Below are 20,626 nucleotides of genomic sequence, written 5' to 3'. Positions count from 1 at the left end.
CATCCGTTCGTGCTGAGCCTGTCGAAGCACCGTCCTTTTCTCCCTTCAAGGAAAAGAAAGGCCCTCGACAAGCTCGGAGCCCGCCCCCGCGAAGGCGGGGGACGAACGGAAAAAGATGGCGTTGGCCGATCTAGTCACGGCCCAGCATCAGGTCAACGAGTTCGCCGAGGCGCGCAAAGCCGGTGACCCCGATCCCGTTGACGGCCTTCAGGCCCTTCGGCCCCCAGCCCTTTGAAAAACCGAGCTTCGCCGCCTCGCGCAGCCGCAGCGCGTCATGCGCGACCGGGCGCACCTCGCCCGACAGCGACAATTCGCCGAAAACGATGGCGTCGGCGGGCACCGGCCGCTCGCTGAACGCCGAGATCAGCGCCGCCGCGACCGCGAGGTCGGCGGCCGGATCGGTCAGCCGATAGCCGCCGGCGATGTTCAGATAGACTTCGGCCGCCCCCATTTGCAGCCCGCAGCGCGCCTCCAGCACCGCGAGCACCATCGCCAGCCGCCCACTGTCCCAGCCGACGACGGCGCGGCGCGGCGTAGCCCCGCTCGCCAGCCTTACGGTCAGCGCCTGCACCTCGACCAGCACCGGCCGCGTGCCTTCCAGCGCGGGGAACACCACCGACCCCGGAACGTCGCGGCTGCGGTCGGTCAGGAACAGGCTCGACGGGTTGGCGACCTCGCCCAGCCCCTCTTCGCCCATCGCGAAGACGCCGATCTCGTCGGTGCCGCCGAAGCGGTTCTTGACCGCGCGCAGGATGCGATACTGATGACTGCGCTCGCCTTCGAAGGACAGCACCGTGTCGACCATATGTTCGAGCACGCGCGGTCCCGCGATCGTTCCGTCCTTCGTGACATGCCCAACGAGCACGATCGCCGCGCCGCTGTCCTTGGCATAGCGGATCAGTTCCTGCGCGCTCGCCCGCACCTGGCTCACCGTCCCCGGCGCGCTGTCGATCAGGTCGCTGTGCATCGTCTGGATCGAATCGATGACGACGAAATCGGCCCCGCGCCCCTCCCCAAACCCGTCGAGCGTCGCGAGGATGTCGCGCACCGAGGTCGCGCTGGCGAGCGCCACCGCCGCGTCGCCAAGCCCCAACCGCTGCGCGCGCAGCCGCACCTGCGCCGCCGCTTCCTCGCCGCTGATATAGACGACCGACCGGCCGCCCTTCGCGAGCCGGCCCGCCGCCTGGAGCAGGAGGGTCGACTTGCCGATCCCCGGATCGCCGCCGATCAGCGTCGCCGACCCCGCGACGAAGCCGCCGCCCAGCGCGCGGTCGAACTCGGCGATCCCGCACAGCATCCGCTCGGGCATGACGCTGTGCGCGTCCAGCGTCTCGAGCGCCAGCGCCCGCCCGCCGCGCGACAGGTCGTGCTTTGCCGAAAAGACCGTCTCGGCCGCCTCCTCGACCAGCGTGTTCCATTCGCCGCAATCGGTGCATTGCCCCTGCCAGCGATAGGTGGCGGAGCCGCAATTCTGACACACATATTGGCGTTTCGCTTTGGCCATGGCTGGCGCTTAAACGGAACAAACAAGGAACTCCAGCCCTTTCCACCATCGTCACCCCGGACTTGATCCGGGGTCCCGCTCAGCGACGCCCGAAAAGCGGGACCCCGGATCAAGTCCGGGGTGACGAAGAGGGACGGTGGCGGTTCAGTTTTCGCGCGTGTTGCTCTAGGGCGGACGCATCCCCGAATCACCATCCAGCAGGAACGCCCGCGCCATGAAATTCTTCGCCGACACCGCAGAAATCGATGCCATCCAGGAACTCGCCGCGACCGGCCTGCTCGACGGGGTCACCACCAACCCGTCGCTGATCGCCAAGTCGGGCCGCGACTTCAAGGAAGTGACGAAGGAAATCTGCGCCCTCGTCGATGGCCCCGTCTCGGCCGAGGTCGTCGCGCTCGACCACGCGACGATGATGAAGGAGGCCGAAATCCTCCGCAAGATCGCCGACAATGTCTGCATCAAGGTGCCGCTGACCATCGACGGGCTCAAGACGTGCAAGGCGCTGACCGGCGACGGCACGATGGTCAACGTCACCCTCTGCTTCTCGGCGACCCAGGCCCTGTTGGCGGCCAAGGCGGGCGCGACCTTCGTCTCGCCCTTCGTCGGCCGCCACGACGACAATGGCTTCGACGGCATGCAGCTCATCGCCGACATTCGGCTGATCTACGACAATTACGCCTTCGACACCGAAATCCTCGTCGCGAGCGTACGCCACGGCATCCATGTGCTCGAAGCCGCGAAGATCGGCGCCGACGTGATGACCGCGCCGCCATCGGTCATCAAGGGGCTGTTCAAGCATGTCCTGACCGAAAAGGGTATCGAAGGCTTTCTCGCCGACTGGGCGAAGACCGGGCAGTCGATCTAAGATGCGTCGCCCCAGCGAAAGCTGGGGCCGCCATCGGCCAAGCGCCACGCTGACAGCGGCCCCAGCTTTTGCTGGGGCGACGTTAGCAGTTGACGTAAACGTCAACCTGTCGCGATACTTGCCCGAAAGGGAGAGATTCGCATGACCGACACCGCCGTCCTCACCGAACGCCAGGGCCATATCCTGATCGTCACGATCAACCGGCCCGAGGCGCGCAACGCGGTCAACGCAGCGGTCCATGCTGGCATCGGCACCGCGCTGGAGCAGGCGGAGCACGATCCCGAAATCCGCGTGGTCATCGTCACCGGCGCGGGCGACAAGAGCTTCTGCGCCGGCGCTGACCTCGTTGCGCTGTCGCGCGGCGAAAGCCTCGCCCCCGACGATGCCGGGCAGCAGGCGTGGGGTTTCGGCGGTTTCGCCGCGCATCCGATCTCGAAGCCGGTCGTCGGCGCGGTCAACGGCTTCGCCTTCGGCGGCGGCTGCGAGCTCGCGCTGATGTGCGACCTGATCGTCGCCGCCGACACCGCGCAATTCGCGCTGCCGGAGGTCAAGGTCGGGCTGTTCGCCGCGGCGGGCGGCGCCTTTCGCCTCGCGCAGCAACTGCCGCGCAAGCTGGCGATGGAATATATGCTGACCGGCGACCCGATCCCCGCCCCGCGCGCTGCCCAGTTCGGGCTGGTCAACCATGTCGTCCCGCTCGCCGATCTGATGCCGACCGCGATCGCGCTGGCCGAAAAGATCGCGGCCAACGCCCCGCTGTCGGTGCAGGCGTCGAAGCGCGTCGCGCTCGGCATCGACGAGGGCCGCATCGCCGCAGACGCGCCTTTCTGGGAGCACAACACACGCGAGCGCGCCGCGCTGATGCGCAGCGAGGACGCGCGCGAAGGCCCCTTGGCCTTCGCGCAGAAGCGCAAGCCCGAATGGAAAGCGCGCTGACATGACCGACCCCGAACGCATCCCCGTCATCATCGGCGTCGGCCAGGTCAACGACCGCCCCGACGACCCCGACGAGGGCCTCGATTCGCTCGGCCTGATGGTCGCGGCGCTGGAGGTCGCGGCGAAAGACGCCGGCGTGCCGCTCGCCGAGATCGACAGCCTCGCCATCGTCGACCAGATCAGCTTCCACCATCTCGGCAAGCTGTGCGAGCCGCTCGCCGCCGCCATCGGCGCGAGTCCGGCGATCAATTATCAGTCGGCCGCGCCGCACGGCGACACGCCGGTGCGCCTGCTCAACGAGGCCGCGAACCGCATCGGCGCCGGCGAGGTGAAGCTGGCGGCGATCGTCGGCGGCGAGGCGCTGCGCACCGCCGCGGGCCGCGCCGCCAAGGCCGCGAGCGGCGAGGACAAGAGCTACAATGCGGTGCGCAAGGTCGCGACCCGCCGCGAGCCCGACTATGCCCAGCGCCACGGCCTGTCGGCGCCGGTCGACGTCTATCCGCTCTATGAAAATGCGACCCGCGCGGCATGGGGCGACAGCCTTGCCAAGGCGCAGTTCGAAAGCGCCGAAATCTGGTCGCGCTTCTCGGAGGTCGCCGCCGCGAATCCCGGCGCGTGGATTCGCAAACCCGCCTCGCCCGCCGAGATATTGGAGGTGAACGCGCGCAACCGCCCCATCGCCTTCCCCTATTCCAAGCTGATGGTCGCCAATTCGTCGGTGAACCAGGGCGCGGGCTTTATCGTCGCCAGCCTCGCCGAGGCGCGGCGGCGCGGCATCGCCGAGGATCGCCTGATCCATGTCGGCATGGGCGCCGCGGCCAGGGAGCCTGCGAGCATCCTGAAGCGCGACCGCTACGACCACAGCGTCAGCATGGAAACCGCCATCACCCGCACCCTCGCGCTCAACGCCATGACCGCCGAGGATTTCGACCATGTCGAACTCTATAGCTGCTTTCCCTGCGTGCCGAAGATGGCGCGGCGCATCCTCGGCTGGCCGTGGGATCGCCCCGCCACCGTGTTCGGCGGCCTGACCTTCGGCGGCGGCCCGATCGCCAATTATATGAGCCACGCCATCGTCTCGATGGTCGAAACATTGCGCCGCGAGGGCCGCTATGGCTTCCTCTTCGCCAATGGCGGCTTCGCGACCGACAATCACTGCATCGTGCTGGGCAGGGAACCGATCGCGGCGGCCAGCTTCCCGCAGGATTTCGACTATCAGGCCGAGGCCGAAGCGAAACGCGGCGCCGTGCCCGAACTGGTCGAGGATTATGCCGGCCCGGCGACGATCGAAAGCTACACCGTCTTCCACGGCCGCGACGGCCAGCCGAAGGCGGGCGTCGTCGTCGCGCGCACCCCCACGGACGCGCGCACCCTCGCCCATGTCGACGTCGCCGACGCCGCGATGCTGGCTTTCCTGACCGACGGAACGGCGGAACCGGTCGGCACGGCGGGCGAGATCGTGGCGCTGGACGAAGGGTTCGGCTGGCGCGCTCATACCAAGGTGCGGTGATCTTGACCGATGAGGACGGTTTCTGGCGGTTCTCGGCGAGGAGGCTGCGCCGGGACGATGGGTTCATCGTCCCAAGCAGGCGACGCTGTCCGAGAGCCGCCAGAAATCGCCCTTCGGATTGCCAGTCCCGCCCGCTGGACCGCGTCGGCGCGTCGCAGCGATGAACCACATCGCCGCTTCCGCTCCTCCTCGCCAGCAAGCGGGACTGGCAATCCTCATCGGTCAAGATCACCGCACCTTGGTATCAGTCGTGAATCGGGCGGCGGAAGGTCTCGGGCAGGAATAGCAGGCCGACCACCAGCGTCAGCAGCGCGACCGCGACCGGATACCAGAGGCCGTAATAGATATTCCCCGTCGCCGCGACCATCGCGAAGGCGGTCGTCGGCAGGAAGCCACCGAACCAGCCGTTGCCGATATGATAGGGTAGCGACATCGCCGAATAGCGGATGCGGCTGGGGAAAAGCTCGACGAGCAGCGCGGCGATCGGGCCGTAGACCATCGTCACCAGCAGCACGAGCCAGAAGAGGATCGCGACGACGCGCGGCTTGTCGATCGCATTGGGATCGGCTTTCTCGGGATAGCCGGCCGCCGCCGTCGCCGCGGCGAGATCGCGGCGGAAGGCCTCGGCCGCCCCCGCACGTGCCTCCTCGGCAAGGCGCCACGGCTCGGGCGCGATCAGTTCACGCTCGCCGATCCGGACATGCGCCGCCTCGCCGGCGATGCGGTCGCGCGTTTCGCTGGTATAGCTGACCCCGGCCTTGGCGAGCGCTGCCTTGGCGATGTCGCAACCGGTGCGCTCAAATTTATTGTTGCCCACGGGGTCGAACTGGAAGGCGCAGGCGCCGGGATCGGCGGTGACGGTCACCGCCGCGTTCGCCTGCGCCGCCGCCATCGCCGGATTGGCGGCGGCGGTCAGCATCTGGAAGGCCGGAAAATAGGTGAGCGCGGCGAGCGCACAGCCGGCGAGGATGATCGGCTTGCGCCCGATCCGGTCGCTGAGCCAGCCGAAGAGGATGAAGAAGGGCGTGCCGAGCGCAAGCGCGACGGCGATCAGGATGTTCGCGGTCGCGCCATCGACCTTCAGCGTCTTTTCGAGGAAGAAGAGCGCATAGAATTGCCCGGTATACCAGACGACCGCCTGCCCGGCGACCGCGCCGAGCAGCGCGACGAGCACCCATTTGAGGTTCGCCCAGCGGCCGAAGGCCTCGGTGAGCGGCGCCTTCGAGGTCGTGCCCTCTTCCTTCATCCGCCGGAACACCGGGCTTTCCTGAAGCTGAAGGCGAATCCACAGCGATACACCGAGCAGGATCACCGAGATCAGGAAGGGAATGCGCCAGCCCCAGTCGGCGAAGGCCTCCTCGCCGATCAGCGAGCGCGTCGCGATGACGACGAGCAGCGCCGCAAACAGGCCGAGCGTCGCGGTGGTCTGGATGAAGCTGGTGAAAAGGCCGCGCTTCCCCTCGGGCGCATGTTCGGCAACATAGGTCGCTGCGCCGCCATATTCGCCGCCGAGCGCAAGCCCCTGCACGAGCCGCAGGACAACGAGCAGGATCGGCGCCGCGACGCCTACCGCCGCGTAGCTGGGCAGGACGCCGACGAGGAAGGTCGACAGGCCCATCAGGCCCATCGTCACGAGAAACGTATATTTGCGCCCGACGAGGTCGCCGATCCGGCCGAAGACGAGCGCGCCGAACGGGCGCACCGCGAAGCCCGCGGCGAAGGCGGCGAGCGCGAAGATGAAGCCGGTGGTTTCGTTGACGCCCGAAAAGAATTGCGCCGAGATGATCGTCGCGAGCAGGCCGTAGAGATAGAAATCATACCATTCGAAGACGGTGCCGAGCGAGGAGGCGAGGATGACCTTGCGCTCGCTCTGCCGCATCTCCGCCGCACCCGCCGCGCTATCGGCCATTCGCCCTGCTCCCCCTCCGCACGCGTTCTTTGGTGGCGCGCGTGATAAGCCCCTCCGCTTCAGAGGAGGGGTTGGGGGAACCTAACGACCGATCGCCCGACGTCAACCGACGCGTGTAACCGCACCCTTGTGCGCCCCGACGCCGCCGCGGCGGGGACGAAAGCGGCGCTTGCGCTGCGGCTGGGCGCCCTCGCCCGCCTGCGGCTCGCGGCGCGGCCCGCGATGGGCGGCATCGCGCTGGCCTTCGCCGTTCCGGCGCTGCGCCTCCTCGCGCTGGCGCTGCGGATCGCGACCCTTGCCGCCGGTGTTGCGCGGCGGCTGAACCGGCTTGGGCAGGTTGCGGACCATCTCTGAAAAGCCCTCGGGTAGCTTGACCGGCTCGGCGCGGGTGCGCGTCACCTTTTCGATGTCGCGCAGATAGGCTTTTTCGTCGGGCGCGACGAAGCTGATCGCGACGCCCTCCGCTCCGGCGCGCGCGGTGCGGCCGATGCGGTGGACATATTGTTCGGGAACGTTCGGAATCTCGAAGTTGATGACATGGCTGACCCCCGACACGTCGATGCCGCGCGCCGCGATATCCGTCGCGACGAGCAGCCGCACCTGCCCCGAACGAAAGGCCTGGAGCGCCGTCGTCCGCTGCGCCTGGCTCTTGTTGCCGTGGATGGCATAGGCATCGATGCCCGCGCCCTTCAGGTGGCGGACGACGCGGTCGGCGCCATGCTTGGTGCGCGTGAAGATCAGCGCGCGGTCGATATCCTCGACCTTCAGCACATGATGGAGCAGCGCCTGCTTCTCCTTCTGTTCGACGAAGGTGACCTGCTGGCGCACCTTCTCGGCCGTCGTCGCCTGCGGCGCGACCGAGACGGTGACCGGATCGTGCAGGAACTGCTGCGCGAGCGCCGCGATCTCCTTGGGCATCGTCGCCGAGAAGAAGAGGTTCTGGCGCTCGTCCGGCAGCAGCTTGGCGACGCGGCGCAGCGAATGGATGAAGCCCATGTCCATCATCTGGTCGGCTTCGTCGAGGACGAAGATCTCGACGTCGCCCAGGCGCAGCGCGCGCTGGTCGATCAGGTCGAGCAGGCGGCCGGGCGTGGCGACGAGAATGTCGACGCCCTGCGACAGGTCGCGAATCTGGCGATTGATCGGCACGCCGCCGAAGACGGTCGTGACGCTGAACTTGGTGAAGCGGCCATAGTCGCGGCAGCTCTGCGCGATCTGCGCGGCGAGTTCGCGGGTCGGCGAAAGGACGAGCATGCGGCAACCGCGCGGCGCGGGCCGCTTGGGGTTGTTCAGCAGATAGTCGAGCGACGGCAGCGAAAAGGCCGCGGTCTTGCCGGTGCCGGTCTGCGCGATGCCGCACAGGTCGCGGCCCTCGAGCAGGACGGGAATCGCCTGCTGCTGGATCGGGGTCGGCTGGCTGTAGCGCTTGGCCGTCAGCGCACGCTCGATGTCGGCGTGGAGGCCGAAGTCTTTGAATTCCATTATGATATATACTCACGATAAGGCCGTGAACGCGCCGAAGGACGGCCGCGCACGGCGGGCGGGTTCGAAACGACCCGCGTGAAAGGGTGCCTCTGGGGACAAAGCGCGCTTCCGGCTCGTCCCGCGCCTGAGATGGGCGGGAAAATCACGCTGCCGGGGATTGCGGCGGATCGGTCCGCCATGCTGCGCTGCACAATCATATGGCAGATGTTGCACGGAATTGCAAGATGATTACCCGCCGCCTCATCCGTTCGCCCTGAGCTTGTCGAAGGGCCGTTCTTTCTGCATCGTGTGAGAAGAAAAGGGCGGTGCTTCGACAAGCTCAGGGCGAACGGATGAGGGGATAGGGCTTTGGCAGAGAAGATCATCGTCATCGACGAAGGCACCACCTCCACCCGCACCATGTTGTTCGCGGCCGACGGCACCCCGCTCGGCAGCGCGCAGCGCGAATTCCGGCAGCATTATCCGGCCCCTGGCCTCGTCGAGCATGACGCCGCTGAAATCTGGACCGCCACCCTCGCCTGCACCCGCGCGATGATCGACAAGGCGGGCGGCGCCGACCGCGTCGCGGCGATCGGCATCACCAACCAGCGCGAGACGGTCGTGTTCTGGGACCGCGCGACCGGCGAACCGCTTGCCCCCGCGATCGTCTGGCAGGACCGCCGCACCGCCGCCGACTGCGCCGCGCTGAAGGCGGCGGGCCACGAACCGATGGTGCAGGCGAAAAGCGGCCTGCTGCTCGACCCTTATTTTTCGGGAAGCAAGATGGGATGGGCGCTCAAGAACTGGCCGCAGCTTCGCGACGCGGGCGACCGGCTCGCGGTCGGGACGATCGAATCCTATCTCGTCTATCGCCTGACCGGCGGTGTCCACGTCACCGATGCGACCAACGCCTCGCGCACCTTGCTGATGGCGATCGATGGCGCGCACGGCTGGGACGAGGGGCTGTGCGACCTGCTTGGCGTACCGGGGACCTTGCTGCCCGAGATTACCGGCTGCACCACGACCGTCGGCACCACCGTCCCCGACCTGTTCGGGCGCGCGATCCCGATCTGCGGCATGGCGGGCGACCAGCAGGCGGCGACGATCGGGCAGGCGTGCCTCGCGTCGGGGCAGACCAAGGCGACCTTCGGCACCGGCGCCTTCATCCTCTCGGCGAGCGGTCCCGCCCGCCCCCATTCGGCCAACCGCCTGCTCGCGACGGTGCTGGTGCAGGAGGGCGACGCGCGGTCCTACGCGCTCGAAGGGTCGGTGTTCGTCGCGGGCAGCCTGATCCAGTGGTTGCGCGACGGGCTCGGCCTGCTTGCGAGCGCGGGCGAGAGCGAGGGACTGGCGCGCTCGGCCGCCGACAATGGCGGCGTCTATCTGGTGCCCGCGCTGTCGGGCCTCGGCGCGCCGCATTGGCGGCCCGACGCGCTCGCGGCGCTCTCGGGGCTCAGCTTCGCGAGCGGCAAGGCGCATGTCGCGCGCGCCGCGCTCGAGGCGCAGGCCTATCAGGCCCACGACCTGAAATCGGCCTTCGCCGCCGATGGGGTCGACTGGGCGGACCTGCGGATCGACGGCGGCATGGCCGCGAACGACTGGATGGCGCAGGACCTGGCCGACATGCTCGACCTGACCGTCGAGCGGCCCGACTTCGTCGAGAGCACCGCGCTCGGCGCCGCGATGCTCGCCGCGACCGGGGCCGGCCTCTATCCCCACCTCGCCGATGCCGCGGCGGCGATGCGCGGGCGCACGACGCGCTTCACCCCCGCGCTGGACGCGCAGAAACGCGAAGCGCGCCTCACCGGCTGGCGAAGCGCGCTTGCGAAGGTTCTGTCCTGACGTCGTCCCAGCGAAAGCTGGGGCCGCTCTCGTCCCGAGGGACCGCCGGAGATTCCAGCTTTTGCTGGAATGACGGACGGCTCAGCGCTTGAGGGTCAGCCCGCCGAAACGCTTGTTGAACTTCGCGACCTGGCCGCCCTGGTCGAGCAGACGTCCCTGGCCGCCGGTCCAGGCCGGATGCGCGGTGGGGTCGATTTCGAGCGTCATCACGTCGCCCTCGCTGCCCCAGGTCGAGCGCGTCTGATATTCGGTGCCATCGGTCATCTTGACCGTGATCATGTGGTAATCGGGGTGAATGTCTTTTTTCATCTTTATCGCTCCTGTGCCGCTGGTTTCCGACCAGCAGCGTGAGTCCGTGCGCCCGGGGACGCGAAGCCCGCGCCTTTAGGGGGCAATCGCGGGAAAAGCAACACCCGCATCCTCGTCATTGCGAGCGAAGCGAAGCAATCTCCAGCTATCGGCCTTGCGCAAGGCCGATAGCTGGAGATTGCTTCGTCGCTGCGCTCCTCGCAATGACGGCGAGAACGAAATGGATTGGGTTCAATCCCCCGGCGGGTCGGCGATCATCGCGGTGAACTGGCACTCCGTCGCCACCTGCCCGTCCAGCATCGCCTTGCCTTCGAACTTGCAGATGGTCCGCTTTGCCTGAAGGATGGTGACGTGAAGGTCGAGCAGATGGCCGGGCTCGACCGGTTTCCTGAACTTCACCCCGTCGATGCCCATGAAATAGACGAGCTTGCCGGTGCCGGCGAGGCCGAGCGATTCGATCGCCAGCACGCCGCCGGCCTGCGCCAGCGCCTCGACGATCAGGACGCCGGGCATGATCGGCCGGCCGGGGAAATGGCCCTGAAAGAAGGGCTCGTTCATCGTCACCGCCTTGACCGCGTGGATCGACTGGTCCTTGACCATCGATTCCACCCGGTCGACGAGCAGCATCGGATAACGATGCGGCAGCAGCGTCAGGATGCGCCGGATATCCATCGGCGCCAGCGACCCCGTGGCCGTTTCCCCGTCCGCCATCGGCTTAGCGGGTCTGCGGCTGGGTGCCCGCGGCCGGGGCCGCCGCGGCGCCCTGCTGCGCCCGCGCCGCGTTCATCGCTGCCTGATTCTTCTGCTGAACCAGTTGCCCCGGCTGATAGCCCGCCGGCGGCGTGATCGAGACGCTGGGCAGCAGGCGGTTGAGTTCGGTCACCACCGCGTCGGTGATGTCGACATTATTCTCGCGCGCCAGCACCGCCTCGGGGCTGAGCAGCAGGTCGATCTTCTTCGCGGTCATCGCGGCCTTGATCGCTTCGTTCATGCGAACGCTGATCTGGTCCTCGACATAGGCGACGGCGAGGTCGACGGGGCCGTTGATCTTCGACAGCTCTTCCGTCGCCGACTGGCGCTTGTCCTGCACCGCCTTTGCGGCGGCCTGAAGCGCGGTCTGGTTCTGCGGGGTCTTCTTCGCCTCTTCATTATATTTGGCGACGAGCACGTTGAGTTCGGCCTGCAGCGTCTGGCCGCGCGCTTCGGCCTGGTCGATCTGCGCCTTGTAGGTGGTCTGGATCTGCTGCGACGCGGTGGTGAAGGCGTTCGAACGGGCGGCGGCGACGCGCACATCGGCCACCGCGACCCCGCGCGCCTGCGCGGCGGCCGGGGCGGCGAGCATGGGCGAAACCGACAGGCTGGCGATCGCCAGTGCCGAAGCAACGAAAATTTTCTTCATCAGAATTGGGTTCCTACGTTGAATGAGAAGCGTTTGGTATCGTCACCCTCTTCTTTGCGGAGGGCATAGGCGAAGTCGATCCGGAAGGGACCGAAGGGAGAATTCCAGTTGACGCCGGCGCCGATCGAGACGCGCGGCTTCCAGCTATCGCCATAAAAGCGTTCCTCGAACGGAGCGAGCGACGAATAGCCTTCCGGACAGACATTGTAGCCGCCGACCGGATTGCCGTCGTCGTCGGTGCCCCGGGTCGCGAACTGCGTCGTGCCCTGCGCCGAATTGCGGCAGAGATATTTGGTGAGCCCGTCAGCCGGGTCGCGGAAATCGGCGAGCGTGGTGAGCGTCGGCCTGCGGACGCCGAACACCGAGCCGAAATCGAGGAAGACCGACGGGCGCAGCCCCATTTCCTTGGCGCCGGTGCCCAGCGGAATGTCGACCTCGAACCGCCCCTTGTAATAGGCTCGGCCGCCCAGCGCGTCGTCGATCAACTGGTTGCGGTTGATCGTCGTGTCGAGCACCGGATTAGCCGGATCGCTGATATCGACATTGGTGTAGCGGATCACGCGCGGGCCGACGCCGCGGATGTCGAAGCCGCGCAGGTCGGGTTCGCCGAGCTGGAAGCGGTCGGTCAGGCGGACCTTGTCGCTGGTCGGCGTCGGGCGGCCGCCAAGCGGGTAGATATAGCCGCCCTCGCCATAGATATTGAGGGTGAGTTTGCCGGTGAGCTTGAAATGCTTGCTCGCGGTCGCGCGGGTCCGCAGATATTTGACGCTACCGCCAAGGCCCGCGAAATCCTGGCTCAGCGTGAAGGACTGGCCGCGGGTCGGGCGGATGCGATTGTCGCGGTCGTCGTAAGCGAGTGTGAAGCCGACCAGCGAGGTCGTCCGCTTGCCGATCGCATCGCACAGATAACGGCCGGCGACCAGGGGGTCGCACTCGTCGCCGAAATAATAGAGGCGCTTGTCGAGCGACACATCGTCATAGTTGAGGCTGTAGCGGCCGAACACCGACATGAATTCGGTCAGCGGAACGCCGACGTTGACCTGGAAGCCGGTCGTCGTCTGCTCGAACGTCGTCTGGCGATCGTTGTTGATGAAGTTGAACGAATTGAGGTCGCGGCGATAGACGCTGCCGCCGATCGAGATATTATGGTCGAACAGATAGGGTTCGGTGAAGCCCAGTTCGACCGACTTCGAATAGCTCGAATAATTGACCGACGCCTGGAGCTGCTGCCCCATGCCGCGGAAGTTGCGCTGGCGCACCGACGCCTGGACGAGGAAGCTTTCGATCGACGAGAAACCGGCCGACAGCGACAATTCGCCGGTCGGCTTTTCCTGGACGTTGGTTTCCAGGATGATCCGGTCGGGGGCGCTGCCTTCCTTGCGCTCGACTTCCAGATTCTCCTGGAAATAGCCAAGGCTGTTGATGCGGCTCTCGGTGCGCTTGACCGCGAAGCTGTTGAACGCATCGCCTTCGTTCAGGCGGAATTCGCGGCGGACGACCTTGTCCTGGGTCAGCGTGTTGCCGTTGACGTCGATCCGCTCGACATAGGTGCGCGGGCTTTCGCCGACATCGAAAGTGATGTCCATCGTCCGCGTTTCGGGATTGCGGCGGAACTGCGGGTTGATGTCGGCAAAGGCATAGCCGAACAGACCGGCGGTCTCGCTCAGCTTTTCGACCGTATCCTCGACCAGCTTGGCGTCGTACCAGTCGCCGGTCTTCATCGGCAGCATCGTCTTCAGCGTCTCGGGCTTGAAGTCGCGCAGGCTGCTCTCGACGTCGACGTCGCCGAACTTGTAGCGCTCGCCCTCCTCGACGACATAGGTGATGATGAAGTCCTGCTTGTTGCTGGTCAGCTCGGCAACCGCAGAGATGACGCGGAAATCGGCATAGCCGTTCTGCAGATAGAAGAGGCGCAGCTTCTGCTGGTCATAGGCAAGGCGGTCGGGGTCGTAGGTCGTGTTCGACGACAGGAAGGACAGAAGCCCGCCCGTCGTGCGGGTCGCCATCTCGTCGATCAGGTCGCCGTCGTCGAACTTCTCGTTGCCGATGATGTTGATCTGGCGGACCTTCGACTTCGGCCCCTCGTTGATCTCGAACACCACGTCGACGCGGTTCTGGTCGAGCTGGACCATCTTGGGGTCGACGCTGGCGGCGAAGCGGCCCTGGCGCTTGTACAGCTCGATGATGCGCGCGACGTCGGCGCGGACCTTCGACCGGGTGAAGATCTGGCGCGGCGCGAGCTTGATCTCGGGCCGGATCTTGTCTTCCTTCAGTCGCTTGTTGCCCTCCAGGATCACGCGGTTGATGACCGGGTTCTCGGCGACCTGGATCGTCAGCGCGCCGTCGTTGTCGGTGATCTGATAATCCTTGAACAGTTCGGTCGCGGCGAGATCCTTGAGCGCCTGGTCGAGCGTCGCGCGGTCATAGCTCTGGCCGACGCGCAGACGCAGATAAGAGAGGATCGTCTGGGATTCGAGCCGCTGGTTGCCGGTGACGGTGATCGACTTGATCGTCGAGGCGACCGGAACCGCCTCGGGCGTCGGCGTCGGGACCGTCGATACGGTCGGCGGCGGCGCGACCTGCTGCGCCAGCGCCGGCGCTGCGGGCGACGCCAGCATCGTTCCCGTCAAAAGCAGCACCGACAGCCGCGTCCGCGCCTTGATCGTCTTTGAAGCCACGCTGTTCATCCCGCAAAATACCAAAAAGCGACAAGCCCGCTTCCCCGCGGGTTGGCGCGCACTCCTGCACCACTCCGCCTATCCAATCAAGCGCGCGATCCCGTCCCAGGCCCCGATTGAGCCCAAATCGTTGAAAGTCACGACCAACATCAGCAGGACGATCGCCACGAAACCGAAGCGGAAGGCCCATTCCTGAACCTGCATCGACGCCGGGCGCCGCCGAACGGCTTCATACGCATAGAAGGCCAGATGACCGCCATCGAGCATCGGCAATGGCAACAGATTTATGAACCCCAGATTGATGGAGATGAAGGCCGCGAAATAGATGAGCTGCTCGAAACCGACCGTCGCCGCCTCGCCCGAAGTCTTGGCGATGCGGATGGGGCCGCCCATGTCCTTGATCGACCGCGCGCCGCTGAGGAACTGCCCCAGCACCGCGCCCGTCATCCGCACGAAGCCCGCCGTCTGCTCGGCGCCGTGGCCCAGCGCCGCGATCGGCCCCAGACGGGTATAGACGGGCGACCCCGAGCGCACGCCGATGATCGCGACCTCCGCCTTGTTTCCGAAATCATCGGTGCGGGTGATGATCTGCGGCGTCAGCGTCAGCGACAGGGTTTCGCCGTCGCGCTCGACCGAAAGGCGCGCGGGCTGCGCAAGACCGAAGGCGATCGCCATCTGGACGTCTTCGAACACCTCGGTCGGCCGGCCGTTCACCGAAAGGATGCGGTCGCCGGGCTCGAGCCCCGCCGCTGCCGCCGGCCGGCCCGGATCGACCGCGCCGACGATCGCCGGGGTTTGCGACGCGCCATAGACCAGAGCGAACCCCGCGAGGATCAGGATCGCGAACAGGAAATTGGTCACCGGCCCCGCGGCGACGATCAGCGCGCGCTTCCACACCGGCTGCGCGGGAAAGCTGTGCGCGCGCTCGGCCGCCGGCAGGCTCTGCCATTCGGCGTCGGGCTGGCTGACCGCGTCGCGGTCGCCCGCGAACTGGACATAGCCCCCCAGCGGCAGCCAGCCGATCTTCCACAAGGTTCCGCGCTTGTCGGTCCAGCCCACTATCTTGCGCCCGAAGCCGATCGAGAAGGCATCGGCCTTCACCCCGCACCAGCGGCCGACGATATAATGCCCATATTCGTGGACGAAGACGAGCGGCCCCAGAACGAGCAGAAATGCAAAGACGGTGAAAGCTATGCCGGGCGATTCAAGCATGGATGAGTTGATCCACAAAATGCTGTGCAGTGCGGCGCGATGTCGCATCGACGCTGAATATGTCCTGAAGCGACGCGGGCGCCGCGGGCGCCTCGGCATCGATCACCCGGCGCACCGTATCGACGATCGCGGGAAAGGAAATGCGCCCCGCCAGGAAGGCCGCGACCGCCACCTCGTTCGCGGCGTTGAGCTGCGCCGGCCGGGCGCCGCCCTCGGCGATCGCGGCGCGGCACAGCGCGGTGGCGGGGAAGCGCGTCTCGTCGGGCGCCTCGAAATCGAGCCGGCCGATGGCCGCGAGGTCGAGCGGCGCGCAGGGCGTCGCCATGCGCTGCGGCCAGGCGAGCGCGCTCGCGATCGGAATGCGCATGTCGGGCGAGCCGAGCTGCGCAAGGGTCGAACAGTCGACATATTCGACCATCGAGTGGATCACCGACTGCGGATGGACGAGGATGCCGATGCGGTCGAGCCCGACCGGGAACAGGTGGTGCGCCTCGATCAGTTCGAGGCCCTTGTTCATCATCGTTGCCGAATCGACACTGATCTTCGCGCCCATCGACCAGTTGGGATGCGCGACCGCCTGCGCCGGGGTGACATGCGCCATCGCCTCGGCACCGAGAGTGCGGAACGGGCCGCCGCTCGCGGTCAGGGTGATCCGCCGCACCTGATCGACCCGCCCGCCCGCGAGGCACTGGAAGATCGCATTATGCTCGGAATCGACGGGCAGGATCGTCGATCCCGAACGCCGCGCCGCCGCCATCATCAGATCGCCGGCCGAAACCAGCGCTTCCTTGTTGGCGAGCGCGACGTCGCGCCCCGCCTCAAGCGCCGCCATCGTCGGCGCAAGCCCGGCGCTGCCGACGATCGCCGCCATAACCAGATCGGCCGGAAGCCGCGCCGCCGCGACCAGCGCCTCGGCACCCGCCGCGGTTTCGATGCCCGTTCCGGCGAGCGCCGCCTTCAGCTCCGCATGACGGGCCGCATCGGCGATCACCGCGAGATCCGGGCGGAATTCGCGCGCCAGCTTCGCCAGTTCGGCGACGTCGCTGTTCGCGGTCAGCACCGTGACCCGCCAGCCGTCGCCGTCGCGGCGGATCAGGTCGAGCGTCGAGCGCCCGACCGAGCCCGTGGCGCCGAACAGCGACAGGCGGCGCATGTCAGCCGACCGCCCGCACGGCGATGGTGCCGGCGACCGCGAGCGCGCCGAGGATCAGCGCGACCGGCAGCAACCCGTCGACGCGGTCGAAGATGCCGCCATGGCCGGGGATCAGCTTGCCCGAATCCTTGACGCCGGCGCGGCGTTTCATCCAGCTTTCGCCCAGGTCGCCGAGCTGGGCGATCAGCCCCATGAACAGCCCGATCCACAAGGGCACGCCGACGATGCCGGCGCGGTCGCCGATGGTCGCGCTGGCGATCAGCGCCGCGACCATCGCGCCGACCAGCCCCGACCAGGTCTTCGATGGGCTGATCTTCGGCGCGAGGCGCGCGCCGCCGAAGGCGCGACCGGCAAAATAGGCACCGATGTCGGCGGCCCACACCATGCCGAACACCCACAGCGCCGCGGTGACGCCCAGCCGGTCGCGGACGAACCACAGGCCGCCGATGGCGCCGAGCACGAGGATCGGTCCCGCGACCATCAGCGCGCCCTTCGCCGCGCTCCCGAGGGTCATCGCGCGAACGAGCGCGAACCATTCGACGAGCAGCAGCGCGCCGCCGACGAGCAGGAGCAGGCCGAACGCGATGCCCCCGAACCACAGCGCCGCGCCAGCGATCGCGAACAGCACGAGCGCCGATGCGATCCGCACCCACAGGTCCGATCTTGCCGCAGCCCCCATATCTACAATCCTCCGAAGCGGCGTTCGCGCCGCGCAAAATGGTCGAGCGCCGCCGACAGATCGGCGGGCGTGAAATCGGGCCACAGCCGGTCGGTGAAATACAGCTCGGCATAGGCGGCCTGCCACAGCAGGAAATTCGACAACCGCACCTCGCCCGAGGTGCGGATCAGCAGGTCGAGCGGCGGCAGGTCGGCGGTGTCGAGATGCGCCTCGATCGCCTCGGCGGTGATCCCGCCCTCGCTCGCCGCCGCGGCGCGCGCGGCGCGCACCAGTTCGTCCTGCGCGCCGTAGTTGAGCGCGACCGCGAGCGTGGTGCGCTTGTTGCCCGCGGTGCGGTCGAGCGCCTTCTCGATCAGTTCGACGACATCGGGCGCGAGCGCGCGCCAGTTGCCGATGATCTTCAGCTTCACGTCATTGGCGGCGAATTCGTCGAGGTCGCTCAGGATGAAGCGCTTCATCAGCCCCATCAGGTCGCTGACCTCCTCTTCGGGGCGCTTCCAGTTTTCCGACGAAAAGGCATAGAGCGTCATCGCCTCGACGCCGAGGTCGCCGGCGGCGCGCACGATCGTCCGCACCGCTTCCACCCCCGCGCGATGGCCGGCGACGCGCGGCAGGTGGCGCTTCTTCGCCCAGCGGCCGTTGCCGTCCATGATGATGGCGACATGGCGCGCGCCGTGATGAGTCTCGGGCACCGACGAAGCCTAGAACCCCGTTCGCCCTGAGCTTGTCGAAGGGCCGTTCTTTCTTTGGGAAGAAAAGGACGGGGCTTCGACAGGCTCAGCCCGAACGGACGAGAGGGAAGCGCGAGCAGGCACTAACCCAGAATTTCCTTTTCCTTCGCCGATGCCGCAGCGTCGATGTCGGCGATGGTCGCGTCGGTCAGCTTCTGCACCTCGGTCTCGTGGCGCTTGCGCTCATCCTCGCTGATTTCCTTCTTGTTCTCGTCGGCCTTGAGATTGTCCATGCCGTCGCGGCGGACGTTGCGCACCGCGACGCGGGCCTTCTCGGCATATTGGCCGGCGAGTTTCGACAGCTCCTTGCGGCGCTCCTGCGTCATCTCGGGGATCGGCAGGCGCAGCATCTGGCCGTCGACGATCGGGTTGAGACCAAGGCCCGCCGAGCGGATCGCCTTGTCGACCGGTCCAACGTTCGACTTGTCCCACACCTGCACCGTCAGCATCCGCGGTTCGGGCGCACTGATCGAGGCGACCTGGTTCAGCGGCATGTGCGCGCCATAGACCTCGACCGTCACCGGATCGAGCAGCGCCGAATGGGCGCGGCCGGTGCGCAGGCCCGCAAGGTCGTGCTTCAGCGATTCGACCGCGCCGTGCATCCGGCGTTCGAGGTCGGCCTTGTCATATTTCGCCATCGTTTTTCCTCTACTGAGCGGCGTCGGCGACGACGGTGGAGACACCCTCGCCGGCCAGAACGCGCGCAAGATTGCCAGGTTCGCGGATGTTGAACACGACGATCGGGATCTGATTGTCGCGGCACAGCGCCACCGCGCTCGCGTCCATCACCTTCAGATTGTCGGCGAGCACGCGGTCGTAGGTCAGCCGGTCATAGCGTTTCGCGGCCGGGTCCTTCTTGGGATCGGCGTTATAGACCCCGTCGACGCTGGTGCCCTTCAGCAGCGCATCGCACTTCATCTCGGCGGCGCGCAGCGCGGCGCCGCTGTCGGTGGTGAAATAGGGGGCGCCGACGCCGGCGGCGAAGATCACCACCCGGCCCTTTTCCATATGGCGCTCGGCACGGCGGCGGATCACCGGCTCGCACACCTTGTCCATCTCGATCGCCGACTGAACGCGCGTTTCGACGCCGAGCTGTTCGAGCGCATTCTGCATCGCCAGCGCGTTCATCACCGTCGCGAGCATACCCATATAGTCGGCCTGCGCGCGGTCCATGCCCTTAGCGGCGCCGGCCATGCCGCGAAAGATGTTGCCGCCGCCGATGACGAGGCAGATTTCGAGGCCGCGGTCCTTGGCCTCCTTGACCTCGGCCGCCATGCTCGCGACCGTTTCGGGGTCGATCCCGAACGGGCTGGAGCCCATCAACGCCTCGCCCGACAATTTGAGCAGGATGCGTTTCAGGCCGGGCAATGCCATGGAGGAACCTCTGTCGATGGGGTCGCAATATGCGAATGGCGCGCACCCTAGAGCGGGCACGCGCCATTGCCAAGCGGACTGCCGCGCCGAAACGCGACAGCCGCAGCTTTCGATTCAGCGTCCGGCCGCGGCGGCGACTTCGGCGGCGAAGTCGCTTTCTTCCTTCTCGATGCCTTCACCGAGCTGGAAGCGGACGAAACCCTTGAGCGTGATAGTCGCGCCGACGTCCTTGCCGGCGGCGGCGACGACTTCGGCGACCGGGGTCTTGCCGTCGATCACGAAGGGCTGCGACAGCAGCGCATTTTCCTTGCGGAACTTCGCGATCGCGCCGTCGACCATCTTCGACACGATGTCGGCGGGCTTGCCCGACTGCGCCGCCTTTTCCTCGGCGATCGCGCGTTCGCGCGCGACGAGGTCGGCGTCGAGATCATCGCCGTTGAGCGCGAGCGGGTTGGCGGCCGCGACGTGCATCGCAAGCTGCTTGCCGAGCGGCTCGAGCACATCGGCGCCGGCGCTCGATTCGAGCGCGACGAGCACGCCGATCTTGCCGAGACCCGGCGCGGCGGCGTTGTGAACATAGCCGGTGACGACGCCCGAGCCGACCGAAAGGATCGCAGCGCGGCGCAGCGACTGATTCTCGCCGATCGTCGCGATATTCTGGGTCAGCGCCTCGGCGACCGTGCCGCCCGAGGGATAGGCGGCGGCGCCCAGCGCGTCGATGTCCGTCACATTGCCAGCCAACGCGACCTGGGTCACGTCGCGCACGAAGCCCTGGAACTGCTCGTTCTTGGCAACGAAGTCGGTCTCGCTGTTCACCTCGACCACCGCGCCCCGGGTGCCGTCGGTGGCGACGCCGACCAGGCCTTCGGCGGCGACGCGGCCGGCCTTCTTGGCGGCGGCGGCCAGGCCCTTGGTGCGCAGCCAGTCGATCGACGCCTCGATGTCGCCGTTCGTTTCGGCGAGCGCCTTCTTGCAGTCCATCATGCCCGCGCCGGTGCGGTCGCGCAGTTCCTTGACGAGGGCGGCCGTGATCTCAGCCATGGAAATATCCTTTCAAAAGG

The 20,626-nt window shown here is 67.1% G+C and carries 18 protein-coding genes; 4 read left to right on the top strand and 14 right to left on the bottom strand.

All coding sequences use genetic code 11. The annotated features are described in order from the left end of the window. Nucleotides 1–130: 130 nt before the first annotated feature. Entirely contained in the window at nt 131–1,504 is a 1,374-nt protein-coding gene (gene radA, locus FHR21_RS09850) for a DNA repair protein RadA (RefSeq protein ID WP_184097733.1), read from the bottom strand. 214 nt (nt 1,505–1,718) lie between these two features. On the opposite strand from radA, the gene fsa reads away from it, so the two are divergent. From fsa to FHR21_RS09835, 3 genes are all read left to right on the top strand, one after another. Beyond that, on the top strand, nt 1,719–2,369 hold the full coding sequence (gene fsa, locus FHR21_RS09845) for a fructose-6-phosphate aldolase (RefSeq protein ID WP_184097731.1): 651 nt from the start codon (nt 1,719–1,721) through the stop codon (nt 2,367–2,369). 141 nt (nt 2,370–2,510) lie between these two features. Next, nucleotides 2,511–3,305 carry a crotonase/enoyl-CoA hydratase family protein gene (locus FHR21_RS09840; RefSeq protein WP_184097729.1) on the top strand — a complete coding sequence of 265 codons (795 nt, stop codon included), beginning with the start codon at nt 2,511–2,513 and terminating at the stop codon, nt 3,303–3,305. A gap of 1 nt (nt 3,306) precedes the next feature. Beyond that, complete coding sequence (locus FHR21_RS09835) at nt 3,307–4,815, top strand: acetyl-CoA acetyltransferase (RefSeq protein WP_184097727.1); 1,509 nt, start codon at nt 3,307–3,309, stop codon at nt 4,813–4,815. A gap of 244 nt (nt 4,816–5,059) precedes the next feature. Here FHR21_RS09835 and FHR21_RS09830 read toward each other — a convergent pair whose 3' ends face one another. Beyond that, the gene (locus FHR21_RS09830) at nt 5,060–6,724 is read right to left on the bottom strand and encodes an MFS transporter (protein ID WP_184097725.1); all 1,665 of its coding nucleotides are present in this window, start codon (nt 6,722–6,724) and stop codon (nt 5,060–5,062) included. Between the two features lie 102 nt (nt 6,725–6,826). Further along, the gene (locus tag FHR21_RS09825; protein WP_184097723.1) at nt 6,827–8,206 is read right to left on the bottom strand and encodes a DEAD/DEAH box helicase; all 1,380 of its coding nucleotides are present in this window, start codon (nt 8,204–8,206) and stop codon (nt 6,827–6,829) included. A gap of 351 nt (nt 8,207–8,557) precedes the next feature. Between FHR21_RS09825 and FHR21_RS09820 the strand changes: the two genes are divergently transcribed. Continuing rightward, nucleotides 8,558–10,030 carry a glycerol kinase gene (locus FHR21_RS09820; RefSeq protein ID WP_184097721.1) on the top strand — a complete coding sequence of 491 codons (1,473 nt, stop codon included), beginning with the start codon at nt 8,558–8,560 and terminating at the stop codon, nt 10,028–10,030. An 81-nt stretch (nt 10,031–10,111) separates the two neighbouring features. Here FHR21_RS09820 and rpmE read toward each other — a convergent pair whose 3' ends face one another. The 11 genes from rpmE to tsf form a co-directional block, all read right to left on the bottom strand. After that, nucleotides 10,112–10,339 (bottom strand): 50S ribosomal protein L31, encoded by a 228-nt coding sequence (gene rpmE, locus FHR21_RS09815; protein ID WP_184097719.1) that lies wholly within the window; start codon nt 10,337–10,339, stop codon nt 10,112–10,114. 231 nt (nt 10,340–10,570) lie between these two features. Continuing rightward, complete coding sequence (gene fabZ, locus FHR21_RS09810; RefSeq protein ID WP_184097717.1) at nt 10,571–11,050, bottom strand: 3-hydroxyacyl-ACP dehydratase FabZ; 480 nt, start codon at nt 11,048–11,050, stop codon at nt 10,571–10,573. A 4-nt stretch (nt 11,051–11,054) separates the two neighbouring features. Further along, nucleotides 11,055–11,738 (bottom strand): OmpH family outer membrane protein, encoded by a 684-nt coding sequence (locus FHR21_RS09805; RefSeq protein ID WP_184097715.1) that lies wholly within the window; start codon nt 11,736–11,738, stop codon nt 11,055–11,057. After that, nucleotides 11,738–14,425, bottom strand: coding sequence for an outer membrane protein assembly factor BamA (bamA, locus tag FHR21_RS09800; RefSeq protein WP_184097713.1), 2,688 nt, complete (start codon nt 14,423–14,425; stop codon nt 11,738–11,740). Before bamA ends, FHR21_RS09805 begins: the two co-directional genes overlap by 1 nt. A gap of 69 nt (nt 14,426–14,494) precedes the next feature. Beyond that, nucleotides 14,495–15,628 (bottom strand): RIP metalloprotease RseP, encoded by a 1,134-nt coding sequence (gene rseP / locus FHR21_RS09795; protein ID WP_184097711.1) that lies wholly within the window; start codon nt 15,626–15,628, stop codon nt 14,495–14,497. After that, nucleotides 15,621–16,781 carry a 1-deoxy-D-xylulose-5-phosphate reductoisomerase gene (locus FHR21_RS09790; RefSeq protein WP_184097709.1) on the bottom strand — a complete coding sequence of 387 codons (1,161 nt, stop codon included), beginning with the start codon at nt 16,779–16,781 and terminating at the stop codon, nt 15,621–15,623. Before FHR21_RS09790 ends, rseP begins: the two co-directional genes overlap by 8 nt. Nucleotide 16,782: 1 nt before the next feature. Further along, on the bottom strand, nt 16,783–17,460 hold the full coding sequence (locus FHR21_RS09785) for a phosphatidate cytidylyltransferase (protein WP_184097707.1): 678 nt from the start codon (nt 17,458–17,460) through the stop codon (nt 16,783–16,785). 2 nt (nt 17,461–17,462) lie between these two features. Then, nucleotides 17,463–18,110, bottom strand: coding sequence for a polyprenyl diphosphate synthase (gene uppS / locus FHR21_RS09780; RefSeq protein ID WP_221235123.1), 648 nt, complete (start codon nt 18,108–18,110; stop codon nt 17,463–17,465). 164 nt (nt 18,111–18,274) lie between these two features. Continuing rightward, nucleotides 18,275–18,829, bottom strand: coding sequence for a ribosome recycling factor (gene frr, locus FHR21_RS09775; RefSeq protein ID WP_184097703.1), 555 nt, complete (start codon nt 18,827–18,829; stop codon nt 18,275–18,277). A gap of 10 nt (nt 18,830–18,839) precedes the next feature. Next, nucleotides 18,840–19,565 carry a UMP kinase gene (gene pyrH, locus FHR21_RS09770; RefSeq protein ID WP_184097702.1) on the bottom strand — a complete coding sequence of 242 codons (726 nt, stop codon included), beginning with the start codon at nt 19,563–19,565 and terminating at the stop codon, nt 18,840–18,842. 114 nt (nt 19,566–19,679) lie between these two features. Beyond that, nucleotides 19,680–20,606, bottom strand: coding sequence for a translation elongation factor Ts (gene tsf, locus FHR21_RS09765; RefSeq protein ID WP_184097700.1), 927 nt, complete (start codon nt 20,604–20,606; stop codon nt 19,680–19,682). Nucleotides 20,607–20,626 lie beyond the last annotated feature (20 nt).

Origin of the sequence: Sphingopyxis panaciterrulae, from assembly GCF_014199295.1 — a bacterium.
In the GTDB taxonomy this organism is placed as follows: domain Bacteria; phylum Pseudomonadota; class Alphaproteobacteria; order Sphingomonadales; family Sphingomonadaceae; genus Sphingopyxis; species Sphingopyxis panaciterrulae.
The sequence above is the reverse complement of the archived record's forward strand: the minus strand, read 5'-3'. Positions and strand labels throughout refer to the sequence as shown.